At 72.1% G+C, this 20,364-nt stretch carries 18 protein-coding genes; 11 read left to right on the top strand and 7 right to left on the bottom strand.

Going from position 1 to position 20,364, the window contains the following annotated elements; all coding sequences use genetic code 11:
* Positions 1 to 99: 99 nt before the first annotated feature.
* The 6 genes from scy (at position 100) to AQI95_RS27455 (ending at position 9,253) form a co-directional block, all read left to right on the top strand.
* Complete coding sequence (gene scy, locus AQI95_RS27480) at positions 100 to 3,981, top strand: polarized growth protein Scy (RefSeq protein ID WP_067129351.1); 3,882 nt, start codon at positions 100 to 102, stop codon at positions 3,979 to 3,981.
* 183 nt (positions 3,982 to 4,164) lie between these two features.
* Positions 4,165 to 5,100, top strand: a complete 936-nt coding sequence (locus tag AQI95_RS27475) for a coiled-coil domain-containing protein (protein ID WP_067129348.1) — start codon at positions 4,165 to 4,167, stop codon at positions 5,098 to 5,100.
* Between the two features lie 127 nt (positions 5,101 to 5,227).
* On the top strand, positions 5,228 to 6,187 hold the full coding sequence (locus tag AQI95_RS27470) for an ABC transporter ATP-binding protein (RefSeq protein ID WP_067129344.1): 960 nt from the start codon (positions 5,228 to 5,230) through the stop codon (positions 6,185 to 6,187).
* Positions 6,184 to 6,954 (top strand): ABC transporter permease, encoded by a 771-nt coding sequence (locus AQI95_RS27465; protein WP_067129341.1) that lies wholly within the window; start codon positions 6,184 to 6,186, stop codon positions 6,952 to 6,954. The genes AQI95_RS27470 and AQI95_RS27465 overlap by 4 nt, the downstream gene beginning before the upstream one ends.
* 131 nt (positions 6,955 to 7,085) lie before the next feature.
* Positions 7,086 to 8,369: an ABC transporter ATP-binding protein gene (locus tag AQI95_RS27460; protein WP_067129338.1), complete on the top strand. Its 1,284-nt coding sequence runs from the start codon at positions 7,086 to 7,088 to the stop codon at positions 8,367 to 8,369.
* A complete protein-coding gene (locus AQI95_RS27455) occupies positions 8,366 to 9,253 on the top strand; it encodes an ABC transporter permease (RefSeq protein ID WP_067129335.1) in 888 nt (295 codons plus the stop codon). Before AQI95_RS27460 ends, AQI95_RS27455 begins: the two co-directional genes overlap by 4 nt.
* Before the next feature lie 21 nt (positions 9,254 to 9,274).
* On the opposite strand, the gene AQI95_RS27450 is transcribed toward AQI95_RS27455, so the two are convergent.
* Positions 9,275 to 9,607: an ATP/GTP-binding protein gene (locus tag AQI95_RS27450; RefSeq protein WP_067129332.1), complete on the bottom strand. Its 333-nt coding sequence runs from the start codon at positions 9,605 to 9,607 to the stop codon at positions 9,275 to 9,277.
* Between the two features lie 222 nt (positions 9,608 to 9,829).
* On the opposite strand from AQI95_RS27450, the gene AQI95_RS27445 reads away from it, so the two are divergent.
* Positions 9,830 to 10,858 (top strand): LLM class flavin-dependent oxidoreductase, encoded by a 1,029-nt coding sequence (locus tag AQI95_RS27445; protein ID WP_067129329.1) that lies wholly within the window; start codon positions 9,830 to 9,832, stop codon positions 10,856 to 10,858.
* A 117-nt stretch (positions 10,859 to 10,975) separates the two neighbouring features.
* Here AQI95_RS27445 and AQI95_RS27440 read toward each other — a convergent pair whose 3' ends face one another.
* Positions 10,976 to 11,368, bottom strand: a complete 393-nt coding sequence (locus tag AQI95_RS27440; RefSeq protein WP_067129325.1) for an SCO5389 family protein — start codon at positions 11,366 to 11,368, stop codon at positions 10,976 to 10,978.
* Positions 11,369 to 11,643: 275 nt separating this feature from the next.
* Between AQI95_RS27440 and nucS the strand changes: the two genes are divergently transcribed.
* Positions 11,644 to 12,315, top strand: coding sequence for an endonuclease NucS (gene nucS / locus AQI95_RS27435; RefSeq protein WP_067129322.1), 672 nt, complete (start codon positions 11,644 to 11,646; stop codon positions 12,313 to 12,315).
* Positions 12,316 to 12,355: 40 nt separating this feature from the next.
* Here the strand turns inward: nucS and AQI95_RS27430 are convergent, their stop codons facing one another.
* From AQI95_RS27430 to AQI95_RS27415, 4 genes are all read right to left on the bottom strand, one after another.
* Positions 12,356 to 14,794, bottom strand: a complete 2,439-nt coding sequence (locus AQI95_RS27430; RefSeq protein ID WP_067129493.1) for an ATP-binding protein — start codon at positions 14,792 to 14,794, stop codon at positions 12,356 to 12,358.
* A 306-nt stretch (positions 14,795 to 15,100) separates the two neighbouring features.
* Positions 15,101 to 15,424: an STAS domain-containing protein gene (locus AQI95_RS27425; RefSeq protein ID WP_067129319.1), complete on the bottom strand. Its 324-nt coding sequence runs from the start codon at positions 15,422 to 15,424 to the stop codon at positions 15,101 to 15,103.
* A 197-nt stretch (positions 15,425 to 15,621) separates the two neighbouring features.
* On the bottom strand, positions 15,622 to 16,470 hold the full coding sequence (locus tag AQI95_RS27420; protein ID WP_067129316.1) for a 3-hydroxyacyl-CoA dehydrogenase family protein: 849 nt from the start codon (positions 16,468 to 16,470) through the stop codon (positions 15,622 to 15,624).
* 234 nt (positions 16,471 to 16,704) lie between these two features.
* Entirely contained in the window at positions 16,705 to 17,400 is a 696-nt protein-coding gene (locus tag AQI95_RS27415) for a TetR/AcrR family transcriptional regulator (protein WP_067129313.1), read from the bottom strand.
* 79 nt (positions 17,401 to 17,479) lie between these two features.
* Between AQI95_RS27415 and AQI95_RS27410 the strand changes: the two genes are divergently transcribed.
* From AQI95_RS27410 to AQI95_RS27400, 3 genes are read left to right on the top strand one after another with little or no spacing between them, the layout of a single operon-like run.
* Positions 17,480 to 18,268 (top strand): ABC transporter ATP-binding protein, encoded by a 789-nt coding sequence (locus AQI95_RS27410; RefSeq protein WP_067129491.1) that lies wholly within the window; start codon positions 17,480 to 17,482, stop codon positions 18,266 to 18,268.
* Between the two features lie 12 nt (positions 18,269 to 18,280).
* The gene (locus AQI95_RS27405; protein ID WP_067129310.1) at positions 18,281 to 19,030 is read left to right on the top strand and encodes an ABC transporter permease; all 750 of its coding nucleotides are present in this window, start codon (positions 18,281 to 18,283) and stop codon (positions 19,028 to 19,030) included.
* A gap of 13 nt (positions 19,031 to 19,043) precedes the next feature.
* Entirely contained in the window at positions 19,044 to 19,619 is a 576-nt protein-coding gene (locus AQI95_RS27400; RefSeq protein ID WP_067129307.1) for a cob(I)yrinic acid a,c-diamide adenosyltransferase, read from the top strand.
* A gap of 48 nt (positions 19,620 to 19,667) precedes the next feature.
* Here the strand turns inward: AQI95_RS27400 and AQI95_RS27395 are convergent, their stop codons facing one another.
* A complete protein-coding gene (locus AQI95_RS27395; protein ID WP_067129304.1) occupies positions 19,668 to 20,213 on the bottom strand; it encodes a hypothetical protein in 546 nt (181 codons plus the stop codon).
* Between the last annotated feature and the right edge of the window lie 151 nt (positions 20,214 to 20,364).

The following is a 20,364-nucleotide window of genomic DNA, read 5'->3' as shown; positions in this document are numbered from 1 at the left end:
TGCTCCGCCGTTGATCTGACACCATTTCCCCGGGGGCCCCGTTCGGCGGAGGACGGAGCTCGTTGGAGAAGCTGACCAGGGGACGGATGGGACCGCGCAGTGCGGGGCTACGAGAGCCAGGAGCGAGAGCCGGCGGCTGACGTCGACCACCTCTCTCGGTTCGAGGCCGAGATGAAGCGGCTGAGGACCGAGCGGGAAAAGGCGATCCAGCACGCCGAGGACCTCGGCTACCAGGTCGAGGTGCTGCGCGCCAAGCTGCACGAGGCGCGCCGCACTCTCATGACCCGGCCCGCCTTCGACGGCGGTGACATCGGCTATCAGGCCGAGCAGTTGCTCCGCAATGCCCAGATGCAGGCCGACCAGCTGCGCCAGGACGCCGAGCGGGAGCTGAGCCAGGCCCGTGCGCAGACCCAGCGGATCCTGCAGGAACACGCCGAGCAGGCCTCCCGGCTCCAGGCCGAACTGCACCAGGAGGCGGTGACCCGGCGCCAGCAGCTCGACCAGGAGCTGGCCGAGCGCCGCGCCACCGTCGAGTCGCACGTCAACGAGAACGTGGCCTGGGCGGAGCAGCTGCGCGCCCGCACCGAGCAGCAGGCCCGCCGGCTCCTCGACGAGTCCCGCGCCGAGGCCGACCAGGCGATGGCCGCCGCCCGCGCGGAGACCGAGCGGCTGACGGTCGAGGCCCGGCAGCGGCTGCAGAACGACGCCGAGGCGGCCCGCGCGGAGGCCGAGCAGATCACCCGCCGCGCCCGCACGGACGCCGAGCGCCTGCTGAACGCGGCGTCCACCCAGGCCCAGGAGGCCACCGACCACGCCGAGCAGCTGCGCACCAGCACGGCCACCGAGTCGGACGCCGCGCGCCGGCAGGCCGCCGAGCTGAGCCGGGCCGCCGAGGAGCGGATGACGGCGGCCGAGGAGGCGCTGCGCAAGGCCCAGACCGAGGCCGAGAAGACGGTCGCGGAGGCCGAGCAGGCCGCCACCAAGAGGCTGGCGAGCGCCGAGGCCGCGGGCGAGGCCCGCACCCGCACGGCCAAGGAGCAGGTCGCCCGGCTGGTCGAGGAGGCCACCAAGGAGGCCGAGAGCACCCGGTCCGAGGCCGAACAGCTGGTCGCTGACGCCCGCGCCGAGGCCGAGAAGATCGTCGCCGAGGCCGGTGAGAAGGCCCGCTCGGTCACCGCCGAGGAGACCGCGAGCCAGCTGTCCAAGGCGGCCAGGACCGCCGAGGACGTCCTGAACAAGGCGTCGGAGGACGCCAAGAAGACCACCAGGGCCGCCGCCGAGGAGGCCGAGCGGATCCGCACCGAGGCCGAGACCGAGGCGGACCGGCTGCGCGCCGAGGCGCACGACATCGCCACGCAGCTCAAGGGCGCGGCGAAGGACGACACCAAGGAGTACCGCGCCAAGACGGTCGAGCTGCAGGAGGAGGCCCGCCGGCTGCGCGGCGAGGCCGAGCAGCTGCGCGCCGACGCGGTCGCCGAGGGTGAGTCGATCCGCGCGGAGGCCCGCCGGGAGGCGGTCGGGCAGATCGAGGAGGCGGCCAGGTCCGCCGAGGAGCTGCTGGCCAAGGCCAAGGCGGACGCCGACGAGCTGCGGCAGAGCGCGAGCACCGACAGCGAGAAGGTCCGCACCGAGGCCATCGAGCGGGCCACGGGCCTGCGCCGGCAGGCCGAGGAGACCCTGGACCGCGCCCGCAAGGAGGCCGAGCGGCTGCGCGCCGAGGCCGACGAGCAGGCCGAGACGGTCCGTACGGACGCCGAGAGCGCCGCGCGCGAGCTGCGCGAGGAGACCGAGCGCGCCGTCGAGGCCCGTCACGCCGAGGCCGCCGAGGAGCTGACGCGGCTGCAGACCGAGGCGCGGGAGCGGCTCGCCTCGGCCGAGCGGGCGCTGACCGAGGCCCGCGAGGACGCCGCCCGGATCCGCCGCGAGGCCGGCGAGGAGGCCGAGCGGCTGCGCGCCGAGTCGGCCGAACGGATCCGCACCCTCCAGGAGCAGGCCGAGGCCGAGGCCGAGCGGCTGCGCAACGAGGCCGCCGCCGACGCGTCCGCCTCCCGCGCCGAGGGCGAGACCATCGCCGTACGGCTGCGCTCCGAGGCCGCCGCCGAGGCCGAGCGGCTGAAGACGGAGGCGCAGGAGAGCGCCGACCGGGTCCGCGCGGAGGCGCAGGCCGCCGCCGAGCGGCTCGGCGCGGAGGCCTCCGAGACGCTGGCCGCCGCCCAGGAGGAGGCCGTCCGGCGTCGCCGCGAGGCCGAGGAGACGCTCGGCGGCGCGCGCCAGGAAGCCGACCAGGAGCGGCTTCGGGCCCGCGAGCAGAGCGAGGAACTGCTGGCCGTGGCCCGGGGGCGGGTCGAGGACGCGCAGGCCGAGGCGGTCCGGCTCGTGGAGGAGGCCGACCGGCGCGCCACCGAGATGGTCTCCGCCGCCGAGCAGCACGCCCAGCAGGTGCGGGACTCCGTCGCCGGGCTGCACGAGCAGGCGCAGGAGGAGATCACCGGGCTGCGCTCGGCCGCCGAGCACGCGGCGGACCGTACGAAGCGGGAGGCCGAGGAGGAGGCGGACCGGGTCCGCGCCGACGCCTACGCCGAGCGGGAGCGGGCGAGCGAGGACGCCTCGCGGATCCGGCGTGAGGCGAACGAGGAGACGGAGGCCGCCAAGGCGCTGGCCGAGCGTACGGTCGGGGAGGCGATCGGGGAGGCCGAGCGGCTGCGCTCGGACGCGTCCGAGTACGCCCAGCGGGTGCGCACCGAGGCCTCGGACGCGCTCGCCGAGGCGGACCAGGCGGCGGCCCGTACCCGGGCGGACGCCCGCGAGGACGCCAACCGGATCCGCTCCGACGCGGCGACCCAGGCCGACACCCTGATCACCGAGGCCCGGCACGAGGCCGAGCGGCTGCAGACCGAGACGGTCGCCGAGGCCGAGCGGCTGCAGACGGAGACCGCGGCCGAGGCCGAGCGCGTGCGCACCGAGTCCCTGGCCGAGGCGGACCGGGTGCGCGCGGAGGCCCTGGCGGCCGCCGAGCAGCTCGTCGGGGAGGCCACCGGCGAGGCCGAGCGGCTGCGCGCCGAGGCCGCCGAGACGGTCGGCTCCGCTCAGGCGCACGCCGAGCGGGTGCGGGCCGATGCCGAGCGACTCGTCGGTTCCGCGCGCGAGGAGGCCGAGCGGACCCTGGACGAGGCCCGCAAGGACGCCAACAAGCGGCGTTCGGAGGCGGCCGAGCAGGTCGACACGCTCATCACCGAGACCACGGCCGAGGCGGACAAGCTGCTCGGCGAGGCGCAGCAGCAGGCGCTGAAGACCACCGCGGACGCCGAGTCGCAGGCCGACACGATGGTGGGCGCGGCCCGCAGCGAGGCCGAGCGGCTCGTGTCCGAGGCGACGATCGAGGGCAACTCCCTGGTGGAGAAGGCCCGTACGGACGCCGACGAGCTGCTGGTGGGTACCCGCCGGGACGCGACCGCGATCAGGGAGCGCGCGGAGGAGCTGCGCGACCGCATCACCGCCGAGATCGAGGAGCTGCACGAGCGGGCCCGCCGCGAGGCCGCCGAGACGATGAAGTCCACCGGCGACCGCTGCGACGCGCTCATCAAGGCCGCCGAGGAGCAGCTGGAGAAGGCGGAGACGAAGGCCAAGGAGCTGGTGTCGGAGGCCAACTCCGAGGCGGGCAAGGTGCGTATCGCCGCCGTCAAGAAGGCGGAGGGGCTACTCAAGGAGGCCGAGCAGAAGAAGGCCAGCCTCGTCAAGGAGGCCGAGGAGCTGAAGGCCGAGGCGATCCGCGAGGCCCGGCACACGGTCGAGGAGGGCAAGCGCGAGCTGGAGATCCTGGTGCGCCGGCGCGAGGACATCAACGCCGAGATCTCCCGTGTCCAGGACGTCCTGGAGGCGTTGGAGTCCTTCGAGGCGCCGACGTCCGGCAAGGACGGCGGAGTCAAGGCCGGTGCAACGGTCGGGGCCCCCCGTTCGGGTGGCAAGTCGTCAGACAGCTAGCGTATGAGGCACATTCCGGTGTCTTCTGGGTGCTTTGCCTGTGTCTTTGGCAAGCTGTCCAGCAGTCAGCCACCCGAAAGAGGTGTCATTCTCCAGATCAAACACGTATCCGCTCGATGACACACCGCTTCGGCCCCTAGGATTCCCCCTATCACCTCACCGGTCTCATTCGACAGGAACCCCATGAGCGACACTTCCCCCTACGGCTTCGAGCTTGTGCGGCGTGGGTACGACCGCGCTCAGGTGGACGAACGTATCTCCAAGCTCGTCTCCGACCGTGACAGCGCTCTCGCCCGCATCACCGCCCTGGAGAAGCGCATCGAGGAGCTGCACCTCGAAACGCAGAACGCCCAGGCCCAGGTCACCGACGCCGAGCCGTCGTACGCGGGTCTCGGCGCGCGGGTCGAGAAGATCCTGCGCCTGGCCGAGGAAGAGGCCAAGGAGCTGCGTGAGGAGGCCCGGCGGGCGGCCGAACAGCACCGCGACCTCGCCGAGTCGTCGGCCCAGCAGGTCCGCAACGACGCCGAGGCGTACGCCGCGGAGCGCAAGTCCAAGGCCGAGGACGAGGGCGTCCGGATCGTCGAGAAGGCGAAGGCCGACGCCGCCGGGCTGCGGACCGAGGCGCAGAAGGACGCGCAGTCCAAGCGCGAGGAGGCGGACGCCCTCTTCGAGGAGACCCGCGCCAAGGCCGCGCAGGCCGCCGCCGACTTCGAGACGAACCTCGCCAAGCGCCGCGAGCAGTCCGAGCGCGACCTGGCCTCGCGTCAGCAGAAGGCCGAGAAGCGGCTCGCGGAGATCGAGCACCGCGCCGAGCAGCTGCGTCTGGAGGCGGAGAAGCTGCGCACCGACGCCGAGCGCCGCGCCCGCCAGACGGTGGAGACGGCCCAGCGCCAGGCCGAGGACATCGTGGCCGACGCCAATGCCAAGGCGGACCGCATCCGTTCGGAATCCGAGCGCGAGCTGGCGGCGCTCACCAACCGCCGCGACAGCATCAACGCCCAGCTGACGAACGTCCGCGAGATGCTCGCCACGCTGACCGGTGCCGCGGTGGCTGCCGCCGGCACGACGACGGACGACGAGCCCATCTCCCGGGGTGTCCCGGCGCAGCAGTCCCGGTAACACCAGGTCGAGGGAAGCCGCGGGTCCGGTTGTGGTTGGACGCGCAGTTCCCCGCGCCCCTTCAGGACGCTCCTGAGCCCCCTGCCTTCAAGTGGCAGGGGGCATTTTCTCGTCTTAGCGTGGCCGCATGATCGAGTTGGCGGGGCTGAGCAAGCGGTACGGCGACAAGGTGGCGGTCGACCGGCTCACCTTCGCCGTGCGCCCCGGCATCGTGACCGGGTTCCTCGGGCCCAACGGCGCCGGGAAGTCCACGACGATGCGGATGATCCTGGGGCTCGATCACCCCAGCGCCGGCGACGTCCGTATCGACGGCCGGCACTACGCGCAGCTGAAGGACCCGCTGACGTACATCGGCGCGCTGCTGGACGCCAAGGCCGTGCACGGCGGGCGCAGCGCCTACAACCATCTGCTCTGCCTCGCACAGAGCAACGGGATCCCGAAGCGGCGGGTGGCCGAGGTGCTGGACACCGTGGGGCTCACCACGGTGGCGCGCAAGAAGGCCAAGGGGTTCTCGCTGGGCATGGGGCAGCGGCTGGGGATCGCCGCGGCACTGCTCGGCGACCCGCGGATCCTGATGTTCGACGAGCCGGTGAACGGGCTCGACCCGGAGGGCATCCACTGGATCCGGAACCTGATGAAATCGCTGGCCGCACAGGGCCGGACGGTGTTCGTGTCCAGTCATCTGATGAGCGAGATGGCCCTGACCGCCGATCACCTGGTGGTCATCGGGCAGGGACGGCTGCTCGCGGACACCTCCATGCCCGACTTCATCCGGCAGAACTCGCGGTCGTACGTGCGCATCCGCTCCCCGCAGCGCGAGCGGCTGCTCGACACGCTGCACGAGTCCGGGATCACCGTCGTGGAGGCGGGCGGCGGTGTGCTGGAGGTGGACGGCGGCAAGGCCGAGCAGATCGGCGAGCTGGCGGCGCGGCACGGGGTCGTGCTGCATGAGCTGAGTCCGCAGCAGGCCTCGCTGGAGGAGGCGTTCATGCAGCTGACGGCGGAGGCGGTGGAGTACCACGCGCATGCCGATCCCGGACTCGGCCCGCAGGACCGCAGTGCCGGCTGGAAGGGGCGCGCGCGATGACGGCCGCTCAGGTCATCCGGTCCGAGTGGACCAAGATCCGGTCGGTGGCCTCCACGGTGTGGACGCTGTCGCTGGCCGTGGTGGTCACCGTCGCCCTCGGGATGCTCATCGCCGCGTTGTCGAGGAGCCAGTTCGACTCGATGCCGGTGCGGCAGCGGCTGATGTTCGATCCGACCTATGTGTCCTTCGCGGGGATGAGCCTCGGCCAGCTCGCCATGATCGTGTTCGGTGTGCTGGTGGTCTCCAACGAGTACAGCACCGGCATGATCCGGGTCTCGCTGGCCGCCGTGCCACGGCGCGCCACCTTCCTGTTCAGCAAGATCGCGGTGGCCACCGCGCTCGCGCTGGTGGTCGGCATGTGCACGAGCTTCGCCGCGTTCTTCCTCGGGCAGGCGATGCTCGGCCCCCATCAGGCGCGGATCGGCGACTCCGGGGTGCTGCGTGCCGTGCTCGGCGGCGGGCTGTACATGACATTGATCGCGATGTTCTCCATGGGGGTCGCCGCGATGCTGCGCTCACCGATGCTGTCGCTCGGCACCCTGATGCCGTTCTTCTTCCTGATCTCCAACATCCTCGGCAACGTGGACGCGACGAAGAAGATCGGCCGGTTCCTGCCGGACCAGGCGGGCGGCCGGATCATGCAGGTGGTGCCGAGGGCCGACGACACACCGTACGGGCCCTGGGGCGGGCTCGGGATCATGGTGCTGTGGGTGATCGCCGCCCTGGCCGGCGGGTACCTCCTGCTCCGCCGCAGAGACGCCCAGTAGAGCCGATATTCACCGAACGTAGCGTTCTGGCTTTACTTTCTTTTGGGCGGAACCGTCAGCGCCCCGATATCCTCCTAACCCTTACGGGGGCGTGTGCCCCGCTGTCCTGAACCTTTCGATGGGTGCGGAGCATGATCGAGGCTGTCGGCCTGACCAAGCGCTACGGCGACAAGACCGCCGTGTACAACCTTTCCTTCCAGGTGCGGCCCGGCGCCGTCACCGGCTTCCTCGGGCCGAACGGCTCCGGCAAGTCGACGACGATGCGGATGATCCTCGGGCTCGACAACCCGACGTCCGGCGCGGTCACCATCGGCGGCTACCCCTACCGCAAGCTGCCCAACGCCGCCCGCCAGGTCGGTGCGCTGCTCGACGCCAAGGCCGTGCACGGTGGCCGCAGCGCCCGCAACCACCTGCTGAGCCTCGCCCAGCTGTCGGGCATCCCGGCCCGGCGCGTGGACGAGGTGCTGGGCGTGGTCGGCCTGCAGGACGTGGCGCGCAAGCGCTCCAAGGGGTTCTCGCTCGGCATGGGGCAGCGTCTCGGCATCGCCGCCGCGCTGCTCGGCGACCCTCAGGTACTGCTGTTCGACGAGCCGGTCAACGGTCTCGATCCCGAGGGCATCCTCTGGGTCCGCAACCTGATGAAGGCGCTCGCGGCGGAGGGCCGTACGGTCTTCGTCTCCTCCCACCTGATGAGCGAGATGGCGCTGACCGCCGACCACCTCATCGTCATCGGGCGCGGCCAGCTGCTCGCCGACATGAGTGTCAAGGACTTCATTTCGGCCAATTCCGCGGACTTCGCGCGGGTGCGCACCCCGGACTCCGAGCCCCAGCTGCGCGAGAAGCTGAGCGGCGCGCTCGCCGAGGCGGGCGGCCATGTGCTGCCGGAGCAGGACGGCGCGCTCCGGGTGATGGGGCTGCCGCTGCCGCGGATCAGTGACGTCGCCCACGAGGCGGGCGTCCGGCTGTGGGAGCTGTCCCCGCACCAGGCCTCGCTGGAGGAGGCGTACATGCGGATGACGCAGGGCGCGGTGGACTACCGCTCGACCGTCGACCAGAAGGCGGGCCTGCAGCAGCAGCTGCCGCCCGGCGCCCAGCCGCCCATGCCGGTGCCCGGCCAGGGCCAGCCCGGCTGGTACGCCCCGCCGCCGCCCCAGCAGGGCGGTCAGCCGTTCGCGATGCCGGCCACCGGTCCCGCGGCGCCCGCGGGGCCCTACGACGGCGCCCAGGCGGGCGGCTACGGCGCTCCCGGCGCCCCCAACCCGTACGCCCAGGCGGTCCCGCAGGCCCCGCAGGCGCAGCCGCCCGCTGCGGCCCCGGCCGCCGCCGTGCCCCCGCCGGCGCCCGCCGCCGCTCCCCCGGCTCCGGCCGCCGCCCCCGCCCCCGCCGACCTGACCAAGCCCGAGGACGCCCGATGAGCACCCAGCAGCCCCCGATGCCGCAGGCCCCCGCATCGCAGCCCGACTGGCAGGCGGCGCCCGGCGGCTCGTACCCCGCTTACACCTCGCCGATCCCGGTCGTGCGCACCCACCTCGGGCACGCGCTGGCCTCCGAGTGGACGAAGATCAAGTCGGTGCGGTCCACGATGTGGACGCTCGGCGTGTTCGTGCTGCTCGTCTTCGGCATCGGCCTGTTGGCCGGCTCGGTGGTCGAGTCCAACTCCGGGTCGGAGTCCCTGGCGGACCAGGACCCGCTGCAGTTCGGCTTCTTCGGCCTGCTCCTCGGCAGCATGTGCATCATCACGCTCGGCGTGCTGACCACGGCCTCGGAGTACGGCACCGGCATGATCCGGACGACGATGGTCGCCTGCCCGAGCCGGGTCCGGGTGCTCGCGGCCAAGTCGATCGTGTTCTTCGCCGTCGCCTTCGTGGTCTCCCTGGTCACGTCCGGCCTCGTCGCCATGATGCACGCGTCGATGCTGCAGGGCGTCGGCGGCACTTCCTCCCCCACCGGCGACGAATGGCTCAGGGGGACCCTCGGCATCAGCCTCTACATCGCGCTGCTCGGGCTGTTCTCGCTGCTCATCGGCTCGGTCATCCGGCACTCCGCGGGCGCCATCACCATCATGATCGGCGCCGTGCTGGCCCCGCTGGTGATCGCGCTGTTCATGGCCTCGCAGTCACTGTCCAGGGTCCGGGAGTGGCTGCTGGAGTACTCCATCCCGAGCCAGATGAGCTGCTTCTACGGCAACAGCCTGAGCAACTCCGGCCCCACGGGCTGGGACCCGCTGTGGATCATGCTGGGCCTGTCGGCGGTCGCGTTCGCCGGTGCCTGCGCGCTCCTGCAGCAGCGGGACGTCTGAGTCGCCGACGTCAGGGCCGCTCTAGAACTTCGGCGCGTTACGGGACCGCCGCACCGGTGTGGTGCGGCGGTCCTTCGCGTTCCAGCACGCCTTGTGCCAGTGGCGGCGGTCGTCGACGCCCGCGTACTCGGGCCAGGCCACCACGTGCGGGACACCGGAGGGGATCAGCTGGTCGCAGCCCGGACAGCGGTACGTCTTGCCCTGCGCGCTCGCCCCGGCGACATGGCGCACGCTCCACTCCTCGCCCTGCCAGCTCTCGGTCGACTGCCAGCCGCCGTACCGGCCGACCGGGTCGTCCTCGGCGCTGCGGCCCAACGATCCGTCTGCCTTGGGTCGGTTGCGACGCGGGGACACGGGTCACCTCTCGGGGCTGTACGGGGAGCACGGTGGTATCCAGCCTACGCGCCGCCGAGAGGGGTACACGTACGGAACCAACCCGCACAAGTCCCCCTCCGCCACCAGCCATTCTGCAGACAATCCGCAAATCCCTCCGCCAGGCCGTGTCCTGGGCACGTGTCGGACGGTTATGCCGGTGTGGGGGAGCTCCGAGTCGGAGCCGAGGAAGCAGGAAAAGCGATGTACGTAGGAAGTTTTGTGCTGGGCGCCCAGTTCCCGGGCCAGGGCCCGGGGGAGGCCCTGCACCGGGCGGTCCGCTCGGCGGAGGTCACCGAGGAAGCCGGGCTGGACGCCGTGTGGCTGGCCGAGCACCACTTCGTGCCGTACGGCACATGCCCGTCCGCCGTCACCCTGGCCGCCTTACTGCTCGGCCGCACCCGTCGTATCCGTGTCGGCACGGCGGTCAGCGTACTGCCCACCGCCCACCCGGTCGCGCTCGGCGAGCAGGCGGCGCTGCTGCATCTGACGAGCGGCGGACGGTTCACGCTGGGCGTGGGCCGCGGCGGACCCTGGGTGGACCTCGAGGTCTTCGGCACGGGCCTCGCGGCGTACGAACAGGGGTTCCCGGAGTCGCTCGATCTGCTGCTGCGCTGGCTGCGCGAGCCGGCCGTGGCGGCCGACGGCGAGCGGTTCTCCTTCCGTGAGGTGGCGGTCGTGCCCCGCCCGTCGGAGGCGCTGACGGAGGCCCCGGGACCCGAGGTCGTCGTCGCCTGCACCTCCCCGGCGAGCGTACGGCTGGCCGCCGAGCGCGGGCTGCCGATGCTGCTCGGCATGCACGTCGGGGACGAGGAGAAGGCCGAGATGGTCGCCCTGTGGCGGCGCTGCGCCCGGGCGGCGGGCCGGCCGGCCGAGGAGATCGCGGATGCCGCGCACGTCTCGGCCGGCGTGTGCCAGCTCGCCGACCGGCGCACGGACGCGGCGGAGGCGCTGATGAAGGCGATGCCGGGCTGGCTGAGGCAGGGCCTGGACGCGCATGTGACGGTGGACGGCCGGAAGCGCGCCATGCGCGACCCGCACGCCTACACCGAACTGCTCTGCGGCCTGCACCCGGTCGGCACCCCACGGCTCGCCGCCGACCGGCTCGCGGCCACCTCCGAGCGCACCGGCATCTCGCGCTTCGCCCTCCTCGTGGAGGGCTCGGGCGACCTCGCCGCGACCGAGGAGAACCTGCGGCGCCTGGGCGCCGAGGTCCTGCCCCAGCTGCGCTGATCGTCCCGGCAACTTCCCCGCCGCCTTGGGGGCTTGCCGCCCCAGTGAGGAATGCACCTCCCGCGGGTGGAGCGGCAAGCAAGCGGCTCTCGGGCTCCGCCGTACCGGTTCCGCCCGTCAGCAGTCCCGAAGTTCCGGCGACTGGTTCAGCAACTGGTTGCGCACCGAGGTGAAGCGGGCCAGCGTCTCGTCCGCCGAGGCGTCCGGCGGGAACACCGCCACCCGGTGACAGTTCTGGAAGGCCAGCCGCACACCGAAGTGCCGCTGCAGGGCGCCGCGGATGGCGTCACTCGCGAGCGCACGCAGCAGCTGACCGCGTGCCTGCTCGTCCGGCGGGGGCGTCTGGTTGTCGGCGAACGGTCCGCCGTCGACCTTCAGCTGGGCCACCAGGGAGCTGATCATCTCCCACGCGTAGGGCAGGGAGGTCCGGACGCAGTCGACGAATGCTGCTTCGTCGACCTCGCCTCGCTCGGCCTGTTCGAGTAGGGCCGGTGAGACGTCGAGCGACATGGGTTCTCCTCTCGCACCCCCGAAGAGCAGGGGTTGCCGGACAGGTCAGGGAGTTCGCGATTTCGAACACGCTCAGTACATGGACCGCGACCTCCCGTTCCCTACGGTAGGCAACCGTCGGTGACCACACCAGCAGAATGCGTATATGGAACGGTCCCGTTACGGCACAATCGGCCAGAGATGAACAAGAGCTTCCAGGGACAATTGGGGCGATACACAGGGAGCGCGATGGACGAATCGCGTGCACCGGCGCGCGTCGAGTAGCGTTGCCGACCATGCGTCTCGTCATTGCCCGATGCTCGGTCGACTACGCCGGCCGGCTCACCGCCCACCTGCCCTCGGCTCCCCGCCTGATCCTGGTCAAGGCGGACGGCAGCGTCTCCATCCACGCCGACGACCGGGCCTACAAGCCCCTCAACTGGATGTCGCCGCCCTGCACGCTGAAGGAGGGGACCGGCGAGGACGAGGGGGTGTGGACCGTCATCAACAAGGCGGGCGAGAAACTGATCATCACGATGGAGGAGATCCTCCACGATTCCTCGCACGAACTCGGTGTGGACCCGGGCCTGATCAAGGACGGCGTGGAAGCGCACCTGCAGGAGCTGCTCGCCGACCGCATCGAGACGCTCGGCGACGGGTACACGCTCATCCGCCGCGAGTACATGACGGCCATCGGCCCGGTGGACATCCTGTGCCGCGACGCGGACGGCCGGACGGTCGCGGTCGAGATCAAGCGGCGGGGCGAGATCGACGGCGTGGAGCAACTCACCCGCTATCTGGAGCTGTTGAACCGAGACCCCCATCTGGCCCCGGTCCGCGGCGTCTTCGCCGCGCAGGAGATCAAGCCCCAGGCCCGCGTCCTCGCCACCGACCGCGGCATCAACTGCCAGGTCCTCGACTACGACGCCCTGCGCGGCATCGAGGACGACAAGCTCCGCCTGTTCTGAGCGGCTCCCCCTGCCGCCCCCTCTCCCCCTCGGGAGGGGGTCACATCACCGTGCCGGACGGTTTCGGGGCCGATTCGGAACCGGTCGGAGTCGTCGGCCCGCTCGCCGAGTCCGTCGTGGTCGGGGTCGTGCCCGTCTGGGTCGGCGTCGGAGTCGGGGTGGGAGTGTCCGAAGGAGGCGTCTTCGTCGGGGTCGGGGTGCCCGAGGGAGGCGTCTTCGTCGGGGTCGGTGAACCCGGCTTGGTCGTCCCGGACTTGGACGGCGTCGGGGAGGTGTCGTGCCCGCCGCCCGTGCTCCGGGTGTCGCTCGGATCGGCCGAGGGCGTCATGGTCGGCTGCGACGGCGTCGGGTCGTCCGTCGTGCCGTAGGAGCCGTCGGGGCCCGGCTCCGTCGGGCGGGCGGCGGTCGGGACCGAACCGGCGCCCGCCGCCGGGTCCTTCTTGGGGTCCGCGCCGAGGTCGCCGTCGCCCGTGCCCTGGCTCGCCGACGGATTGACGTCGACCTTGCCGGCCGGGTTCTTGTCGGCGTTCTCGTTGGACGTCATGCCGAGCGTGACGACCGTACCGAGCACGGCGGCGAGCAGCGCCCCGGAACCGACCGCCACGAGGTTGCGGCGGGCCAGCCGTCCGAGGCCCCCGACACGCGTCGCCGCGGCCGGGAGCCGCCGCGTGACCAGGGGGTCGTCGAGGGGCACGTACGGCGGCGGCGCCGACTCCTCGTGCCGTGTCTCCGGCGGCTCCTCCCCCGCCGTCGCCGCGATGCCGGGCACGTCGCCGGAGCGGTCGGCGACCAGGGCGAGGGCACGCCGCCCGGCGACCATGCCGCGCTTGTCGGCGAGCGCGCCGCGCAGCCCGATGGACGCCTCCAGCTCGGCGCGGGCCCGGTCGAGCTGACCGGCGCACAGCGCCAGAACACCCAACTCGTGGTGGAAGTAGACCTGTTCGTGCACCTCGCCGGAGAGCCGGGAGGCCTCGGCGCCGGAGCGCAGGGCCCGTTCCCAGGCGTTCCAGTGCAGCCCGGCGGCGAAGGCGGGCGCGGCCGTGCGGGCGAGCCGTACCGCGCAGCTCGTCTCCCCCTCCGCGCCCGGCGCCGTCCGCGGCACGACCGCCGTGAGCGCGGCCAGCACCGCGCCGGCCTCCGCGCCCACCCGCTCGGGGGTGACCGAGGGATGCCCGGCCCACCAGGCGTAGTGCTCGGCGGCGGTCAGCGCCTGGGCCTCGGCGTCGTCGCCGTACCCCGCGGCCTCCAGCTGGGTCTGCACACCGGCCGCGAGGCGGTAGCGGGCGCCGACCGGGGAGACCAGTCCGCAGGCCGCCAGCTCGCCGAGGGCGGCGTCGGCGTGGGTGTCGCCGATCAGCGCCGGCAGATGGGCCTGGTGCGGGACCTCACCGCCGAGGGCGACGGCGAAGCGCAGGGTGGCGCGGGCGGATGCGCTGAGCCGGGAGGCGAGCAGCGGGGCGGGCGCGGCGGCCTCGCCGAGGGAGGGCAGCGGCACGTCCCGCGTCGGCTCCACCGGCACCTCGACGGGCGGCCGCAGCTCCGGGCGTACGTCCTCGAAGACGCCGTACTCGTCCACCGCTCCGGCGCCGGCCCGCAGTTCGTCCCGCTGCCGGAGCAGGGCGCCGGCCTGGACGAACCGCAGCGGCAGCCCCTCGGACTCGAACCACAGGTCGCCGGCCCAGTTGGCCTCCTCCTCGGTGAGGACGCGGCCGACGGTCCGCTCCAGGATCTCCACGCCGGCGGCGCGGTCGAGACCGCGGAGGAAGACCTCCTCGACCGCGGACTCGGCGGAGGGAGCGGGCACTTCGGGGGTGGCGCCGATCAGGAACGCGCACTCGGGGGTGGCCTCGATCAGCTCGTCGAGGGCGGCGCCGCCGATCTCGGCGTCGTCCAGGACGACGACCGCGCCGATCTCGCGGACGAGTGCCCGCAGTTCGTCCGGTTCGAGACGGTGGTACGGGGCGTCGTAGACGGCGTGGAAGAGGTCGCGCAGAAGGTCGGCGGCGGTGCGGTGGAAGCCGCTCAGCCGGACCACGCCGTCGGGGGCGAGGTCCAGGCAGTCCTCGGCGACGAGGTCCAGCAGGGCGGTGCGGCCCGCGCCGCCGGGCCCGGTGAGCCGGACGGTGCGGCCCCGGGCCAGCAGTCGGACCAGGCGTTCGCGTTCGTCCTGGCGTTCCAGGAGGGAGAGGGCCGGCTGGGCGGGGCCGGGCGGCACGGGCGGGCGGGCGGCGCGCTCCGCCTCGGCACGGTCGGCCGCGGTGCGCTTGCGGGGCCTTTGCGGTCGCTCGGCGGGCGGGCAGGGCTCTATCTCGCTGCCGTCGACGGGGTTGACGGTCAGCAGCAGGTCACCGGTGACCAGTTGCGCCGTCCGGGCGAGCGCGGGCGTGCTCTGGCCGAAGTCCGAGGTGAGGGATTCCCGGGGCGTGCGGCGGCTGTGCGCCTGACCGTGCTCCTCGGGTCCCCGGTCGATCGGGTCCATGGGTTCCATGCGTTCCATGGGTTCAAGCCCCCCAAAAGCGTCGTGTGCCCGCGATCCGGCCCCTCCCGGCCTTGTCGCACACCGCGCTGTCGCTTCTGGTCCGGGCCCGCTCGATCGAGGGTTGCGAAGCGGCGGGCGACCGAACCCTAAACCTTCGCTCAGTATCTCCGACAGGGCGGGGTGCCGTACGGCCCGAGACGTCACAGTCCGGTGAGGATTGCCCCCGACATGCGCGCGGGCCGCCGTGTCCGCGTCTCCCCCGTCGCCCGTGTCCCACCGTTCACCGCGCCCGGGTCGCCGCGTCGGTCACGCCCGCGGCAGCGACTCGACCCCGATGCCGCCTTCGATGGCGAGGATGCGATGCAGCCGGGTGGCCACCAGCAGGCGCTGCATCTGTGGCGGGACGCCGCGCAGCACCAGGCGGCGACCGCAGCGGCCGGCCCGCCGATGGGCACCCATGATCACACCGAGCCCGGTGGCGTCCCAGGAGTCCAGTTCGGACAGGTCGAGCACGAGGTCGCCGACTCCGTCGTCGACGGCCGAGTGCAGGGCCGTACGGGCGTCCGCCGCGCTGCGGACGTCGAGGCGGCCCCCGACGACCAGCTCGGCATGGTCGCCCCTGATGTGCATATGCGCTCCCCGTTGAGTGCGGTTGGCGTATGAGTGCGGTTGGCGTACTCGGTGACGATGCTGTGCACCGTCTGACTGCGTGAGTGGTGGTGCGGTTGCTGCTTGTAAGCGAACCGATACCGAATTCACCCCGGGGAGTGATGTTCCCGGGGTGAATGTCCGGCGTGTGTGCGTACGGGAGGTGTGCGGAGTGGTGCTCAGTACTTGTAGAAGCCCTGCCCGCTCTTGCGGCCGATGTCACCGGCATCCACCATCCGGCGCATCAGCTCCGGCGGCGCGAACTTCTCGTCCTGGGACTCGGTGTAGATGTTGCCGGTGGCGTGCAGCAGGATGTCCACGCCGGTGAGGTCGGTGGTGGCGAGCGGGCCCATGGCGTGGCCGAAGCCCAGCTTGCAGGCGAGGTCGATGTCCTCGGCGGTGGCGACGCCGGACTCGTAGAGCTTGATCGCCTCGACCACGAGGGCGGAGATCAGCCGGGTGGTCACGAAGCCGGCCACGTCCCGGTTGACGACGATGCAGGTCTTGCCGACCGACTCGGCGAACTCCCGTGCGGTGGCGAGGGTTTCGTCGCTCGTCTTGTAGCCGCGGACCAGCTCGACGAGCCGCATCATCGGCACCGGCGAGAAGAAGTGGACGCCGACGACCCGCTCGGGGTGCTCGGTGGCCGCCGCGATCTTGGTGATCGGGATGGCGGAGGTGTTGGAGGCGAGCACGGTGTCCGGGCGCACCAGCTTGTCGAGCGCGCGGAAGATCTCGTGCTTGACCTCCAGCTTCTCGAAGACGGCCTCGACCACGATGTCCGCGTCGGCGGCGGCGTCCAGGTCCGTGGTCGTGGTGATGCGGGCCAGGGCGGTGTCGGCGTCGTGCGCCTCCATCTTCCCCTTGCTCACGAACTTGTCGAACGAGGCCTTGATGCCGTCGGTGCCACGCGTGAGCGCCTCGTCGGTGACGTCGCGCATGACGACGTCCCAGCCCGCCCGCGCGGCGACCTGAGAGATTCCCGACCCCATGAGGCCGGCCCCGATGACGGCGAGCTTCCGTGCCACTGACGACTCCCTCGAACGCGCTCCAAGTCTGCTTCTCCGGCGGACCATAGCGCTCCGACAGCGCAGTGCGAGCGGTTAGTAACGCGTGTCACGTCTCAGACGCTGAGACAACCGTCACGTCTCGATCGAGGGACTCGGCGCCCCTCCCGCCGACCGGTCCGGCCGGGTTTCGGGCGTTGGCGGCCGAAGCGTCAATTCCCTGCGGGTTCACGCCGGTTGACGCAGGTCGACGCCTCACGAGCCGGGGGATGCGGCGCCCGGCGCCCCCGCGCGCCGCCCGTCGGAGCACTGGTCCCGTGTGCGCACCGCATAACCGAGGACGCGTTCGCTCAACAGGTCCTCGATGTCGTCGAGGAGGGCGAGCACCTCTCGAGACACTTCGCGCGGTTCGCGCCCTTTGACCATCTCGCGCCCGATGACCGCGACGACCGTGCTGTGGATCCAGCCGATCTGACCGGCCATCAGGTGAGGCAGCTCGTCGCCCTCGGCGGCGCCGGCCTCCTCGCGCAGCGCCTGCTCCAGGGCGGCCTGGACCTCCTGGGCGACGGCCCAGAGGCGGGAGCGCAGGGCGGGGGCCTCCTCGACGACCTTCATGAAGGCCGCGTAGCCGGAGAGCAGGCCGACCCGGGGCGAGACGGCCTCGACCTCCTCGCGCAGCTCGCGCAGGACGGCGGCGGCGGCCGACTCGCCCTCCGGCCGGCCCCGCACCCAGCGGGCGAGGCGGTCGACCACGCCGGCGGAGCGGTCGAAGAAGAGGTCCTCCTTGGCGGGGAAGTAGTTGTAGACGGTGTTGACGGAGACGTTCGCCGCCTCGGCGATCTCCGCGACCGTCACCGCGTCGAAGCCGCGCTCGATGAACAGCCCGGTGGCGACATCCGAGATGTACTGCCTGGTCTGCCGCTTCTTCCGCTCCCTGAGCCCCTCTGCCATGCCCGCATCCTAGCTTCGCTGGGCCTGATTGAAATTTGGGGTCATTGCAAAAATTCAGGGACTCTGTTTTTCTGTGGGCATGGCAACAGTCATCAGCGCGGCGGGACTCACCCGCACCTTCCAGACCAAGGCCGGGCCCGTGGCGGCCGTGCGCGGCATCGACCTCGCCGTCCGCGAGGGCGAGATCCTCGGCTTCCTCGGCCCCAACGGCGCCGGCAAGACCACCACCCTGCGAATGCTCACCACCCTGCTGAAGCCGACCGGCGGCGCGGCCACCGTCGCCGGACACGATCTGGCGGCGGACCCGGCCGGGGTGCGCGCCACGATCGGGTACGTCGCCCAGTGCGGCGGCGTCGATCCGCAGATCACCGTGCGGGAGGAACTGGCCACCCAGGGGCGGATGTACCGCCTGCCGAAGGCCGAGGCCGGCGCGCGGGCCGGGGAACTGGCCCGCGAGCTGGGCCTCACCGGACTCCTCGACCGCAAGGCCGGCGCCCTGTCCGGCGGGCAGCGCCGCCGGCTGGACATCGCGATGGCGCTCACGCACCGGCCGAAGGTGCTGTTCCTGGACGAGCCGACGACCGGCCTGGACCCGGGCAGCCGCGCCGACCTGTGGGACCTGGTCCGCAGGCTGCGCGACAAGCACGGCACGACCGTCTTCCTGACCACCCACTACCTGGACGAGGCCGACGCCCTCGCCGACCGCCTGGTGATCGTGGACCGGGGCGAGGTCGCGGCCGAGGGCACCCCGAGCGCCCTCAAGCTGAAGCACGGCGGTTCGATCGACGCCCCCCTCCAGGACACCTTCCTCGCCATCACCGGCCGCGGGCCCTCCCCATCGGCCGACACCGCCCCCGTCGCCGTCTAGGGATCACCGAAGATGCTGCTGCACGACACGGCCCTCATCTACGGCCGCTACCTCCGCCAGTCGCTGCGCTCCCGTTTCGCGCTGCTCTTCGGGGTGCTCACCCCGCTGCTCTATCTCCTCTTCTACGGCCCGTTGCTCACCGGTCTGCCGCTCGGCGGGGCGGGCAGCTCCTGGCAGGTGCTCGTGCCCGGACTGCTGCTCCAACTCGGGCTGTTCGGCGCCCTGTTCGCGGGGTTCACGGTGATCGTCGAGAAGGGCCAGGGGGTGGTGGAGCGGATGCGGGTGACCCCCGTCAGCCGGCTCGCCCTCCTGCTCGGCCGGGTGCTGCGCGACGCCACGGTCTTCGTGCTCCAGGCGGTGCTGCTGGTGCTGGCCGCGCTGGTGATGGGCCTGCGGGCACCGCTCGCGGGCATCCTGATCGGCTTCGCGTTCGTCGCCCTGCTGACGCTCTCGCTGGCCTCGCTGTCGTACGCGCTCGGCATGAAGGTCAACACCCCGCAGGAGTTCGGCCCGCTGATCAACATGGTGTCGATGCCGTCGATGCTGCTGTCGGGCCTGATGCTCCCGATGACCCTCGCGCCCGCCTGGCTGGACGTGCTCTCGCACTTCGTGCCGTTCCGCTATCTGGTGGACGCGGTCCGCGACGCCTACGTCGGCCGCTACACCGGCACTCCCATGCTCTACGGCGCCCTCGTCGCCGTCGGCTTCGCGGCGCTCACGGTGACGGTGGGCACACGAGTGTTCCGCACGGCCGGGGCATAACTACGCTGGCCGTATGGTCAATCTGACGCGCATCTACACCCGGACCGGCGACAAGGGCACCACCAACCTCGGCGACATGAGCCGGGTGCCCAAGACGGACCTCAGGATCTCGGCGTACGCGGACGCCAACGAGGCGAACGCGGCGATCGGTACCGCGATCGCGCTGGGCGGCCTGGACGCGGACGTCGTCAAGGTCCTCACCCGTGTCCAGAACGACCTGTTCGACGTGGGTGCGGATCTGTCGACGCCGGTGGCGGAGAACCCGGAGTACCCGCCGCTCAGGGTGGAGCAGTTCTACGTGGACAAGCTGGAGGCGGACTGCGACCGCTTCAACGAGCGGCTGGAGAAGCTGCGCTCCTTCATCCTGCCCGGCGGCACCCCGGGCGCGGCCCTGCTGCACCAGGCCTGCACGGTCGCCCGTCGCGCCGAGCGCTCCACCTGGGCGGCCCTGGAGGTCCACGCCGACACGATGAACCCCCTCACCGCCACCTACCTCAACCGCCTCTCCGACCTCCTCTTCATCCTGGCGCGCACGGCCAACGAGGAGGTCGGCGACATCCTGTGGGTGCCGGGCGGCGAACGGGACTGACTCGGCCTCCCGGCCGGGGGGCTGAGGGCGGCTGCCGGGCGGGCGGTGTCAGCGCTGCCCGGCCGGCTTCTTCTTCGGGAAGAGGGTGTAGCTGCCCGCGATGACGACGTTGATGCCGATGAGCCACAGCATCCGCAGCTGCCACTGACGCAGTGAGCCGGTGTCACCGCCGGAGCCGACGTACCAGATGGCGGCCTGGAGCAGGACGAGGGCGACCACGGAGGCCAGCACCCAGCGGCCCGCGACCTTCCACTCGTGGACGGCGCGGGCCGTGCCGTAGCGGGGCGGCTTCACCGGGGGCGGGCCGCCGGCGAAGCGGTGGGCGACCCGGGCGTCGGCCCACCGGATCGTCGAGTGCCCGAGCCCGACCGTGAATCCGATGTAGACGGCGGCCAGGCCGTGCCGCCAGTCCGGCTGCGCGCCGTTCTTCAGGTCGATCGCGGTCACGGCGAAGAGCACGACCTCGAGGAGCGGCTCGCACAGCAGCAGGGCGAGGCCCGTGCGGGGCATCCGCAGGCCGTACCGGAAGGTCAGTCCGGCCGCCAGCAGCACCCAGAACGCAACCTCACACGCGATGATCAATCCGACGACCACAGCTCACTCCCCTCGCTCACCCCTCCAGGCTCCCCGCCGCCGAAGCGCGGTTCATCGTCGGCGCGGGCGAAACCCGGCGTAAGCGAAAGTTGCAGTCCAGGACCCTGCCGGGGGAGCAGGCGGGCCCGCCGCGAGCTGTGTTGGATGGAGG

It is taken from the genome of Streptomyces yokosukanensis, assembly GCF_001514035.1.
Lineage (GTDB): Bacteria > Actinomycetota > Actinomycetes > Streptomycetales > Streptomycetaceae > Streptomyces > Streptomyces yokosukanensis.
The sequence above is the reverse complement of the archived record's forward strand: the minus strand, read 5'-3'. Positions and strand labels throughout refer to the sequence as shown.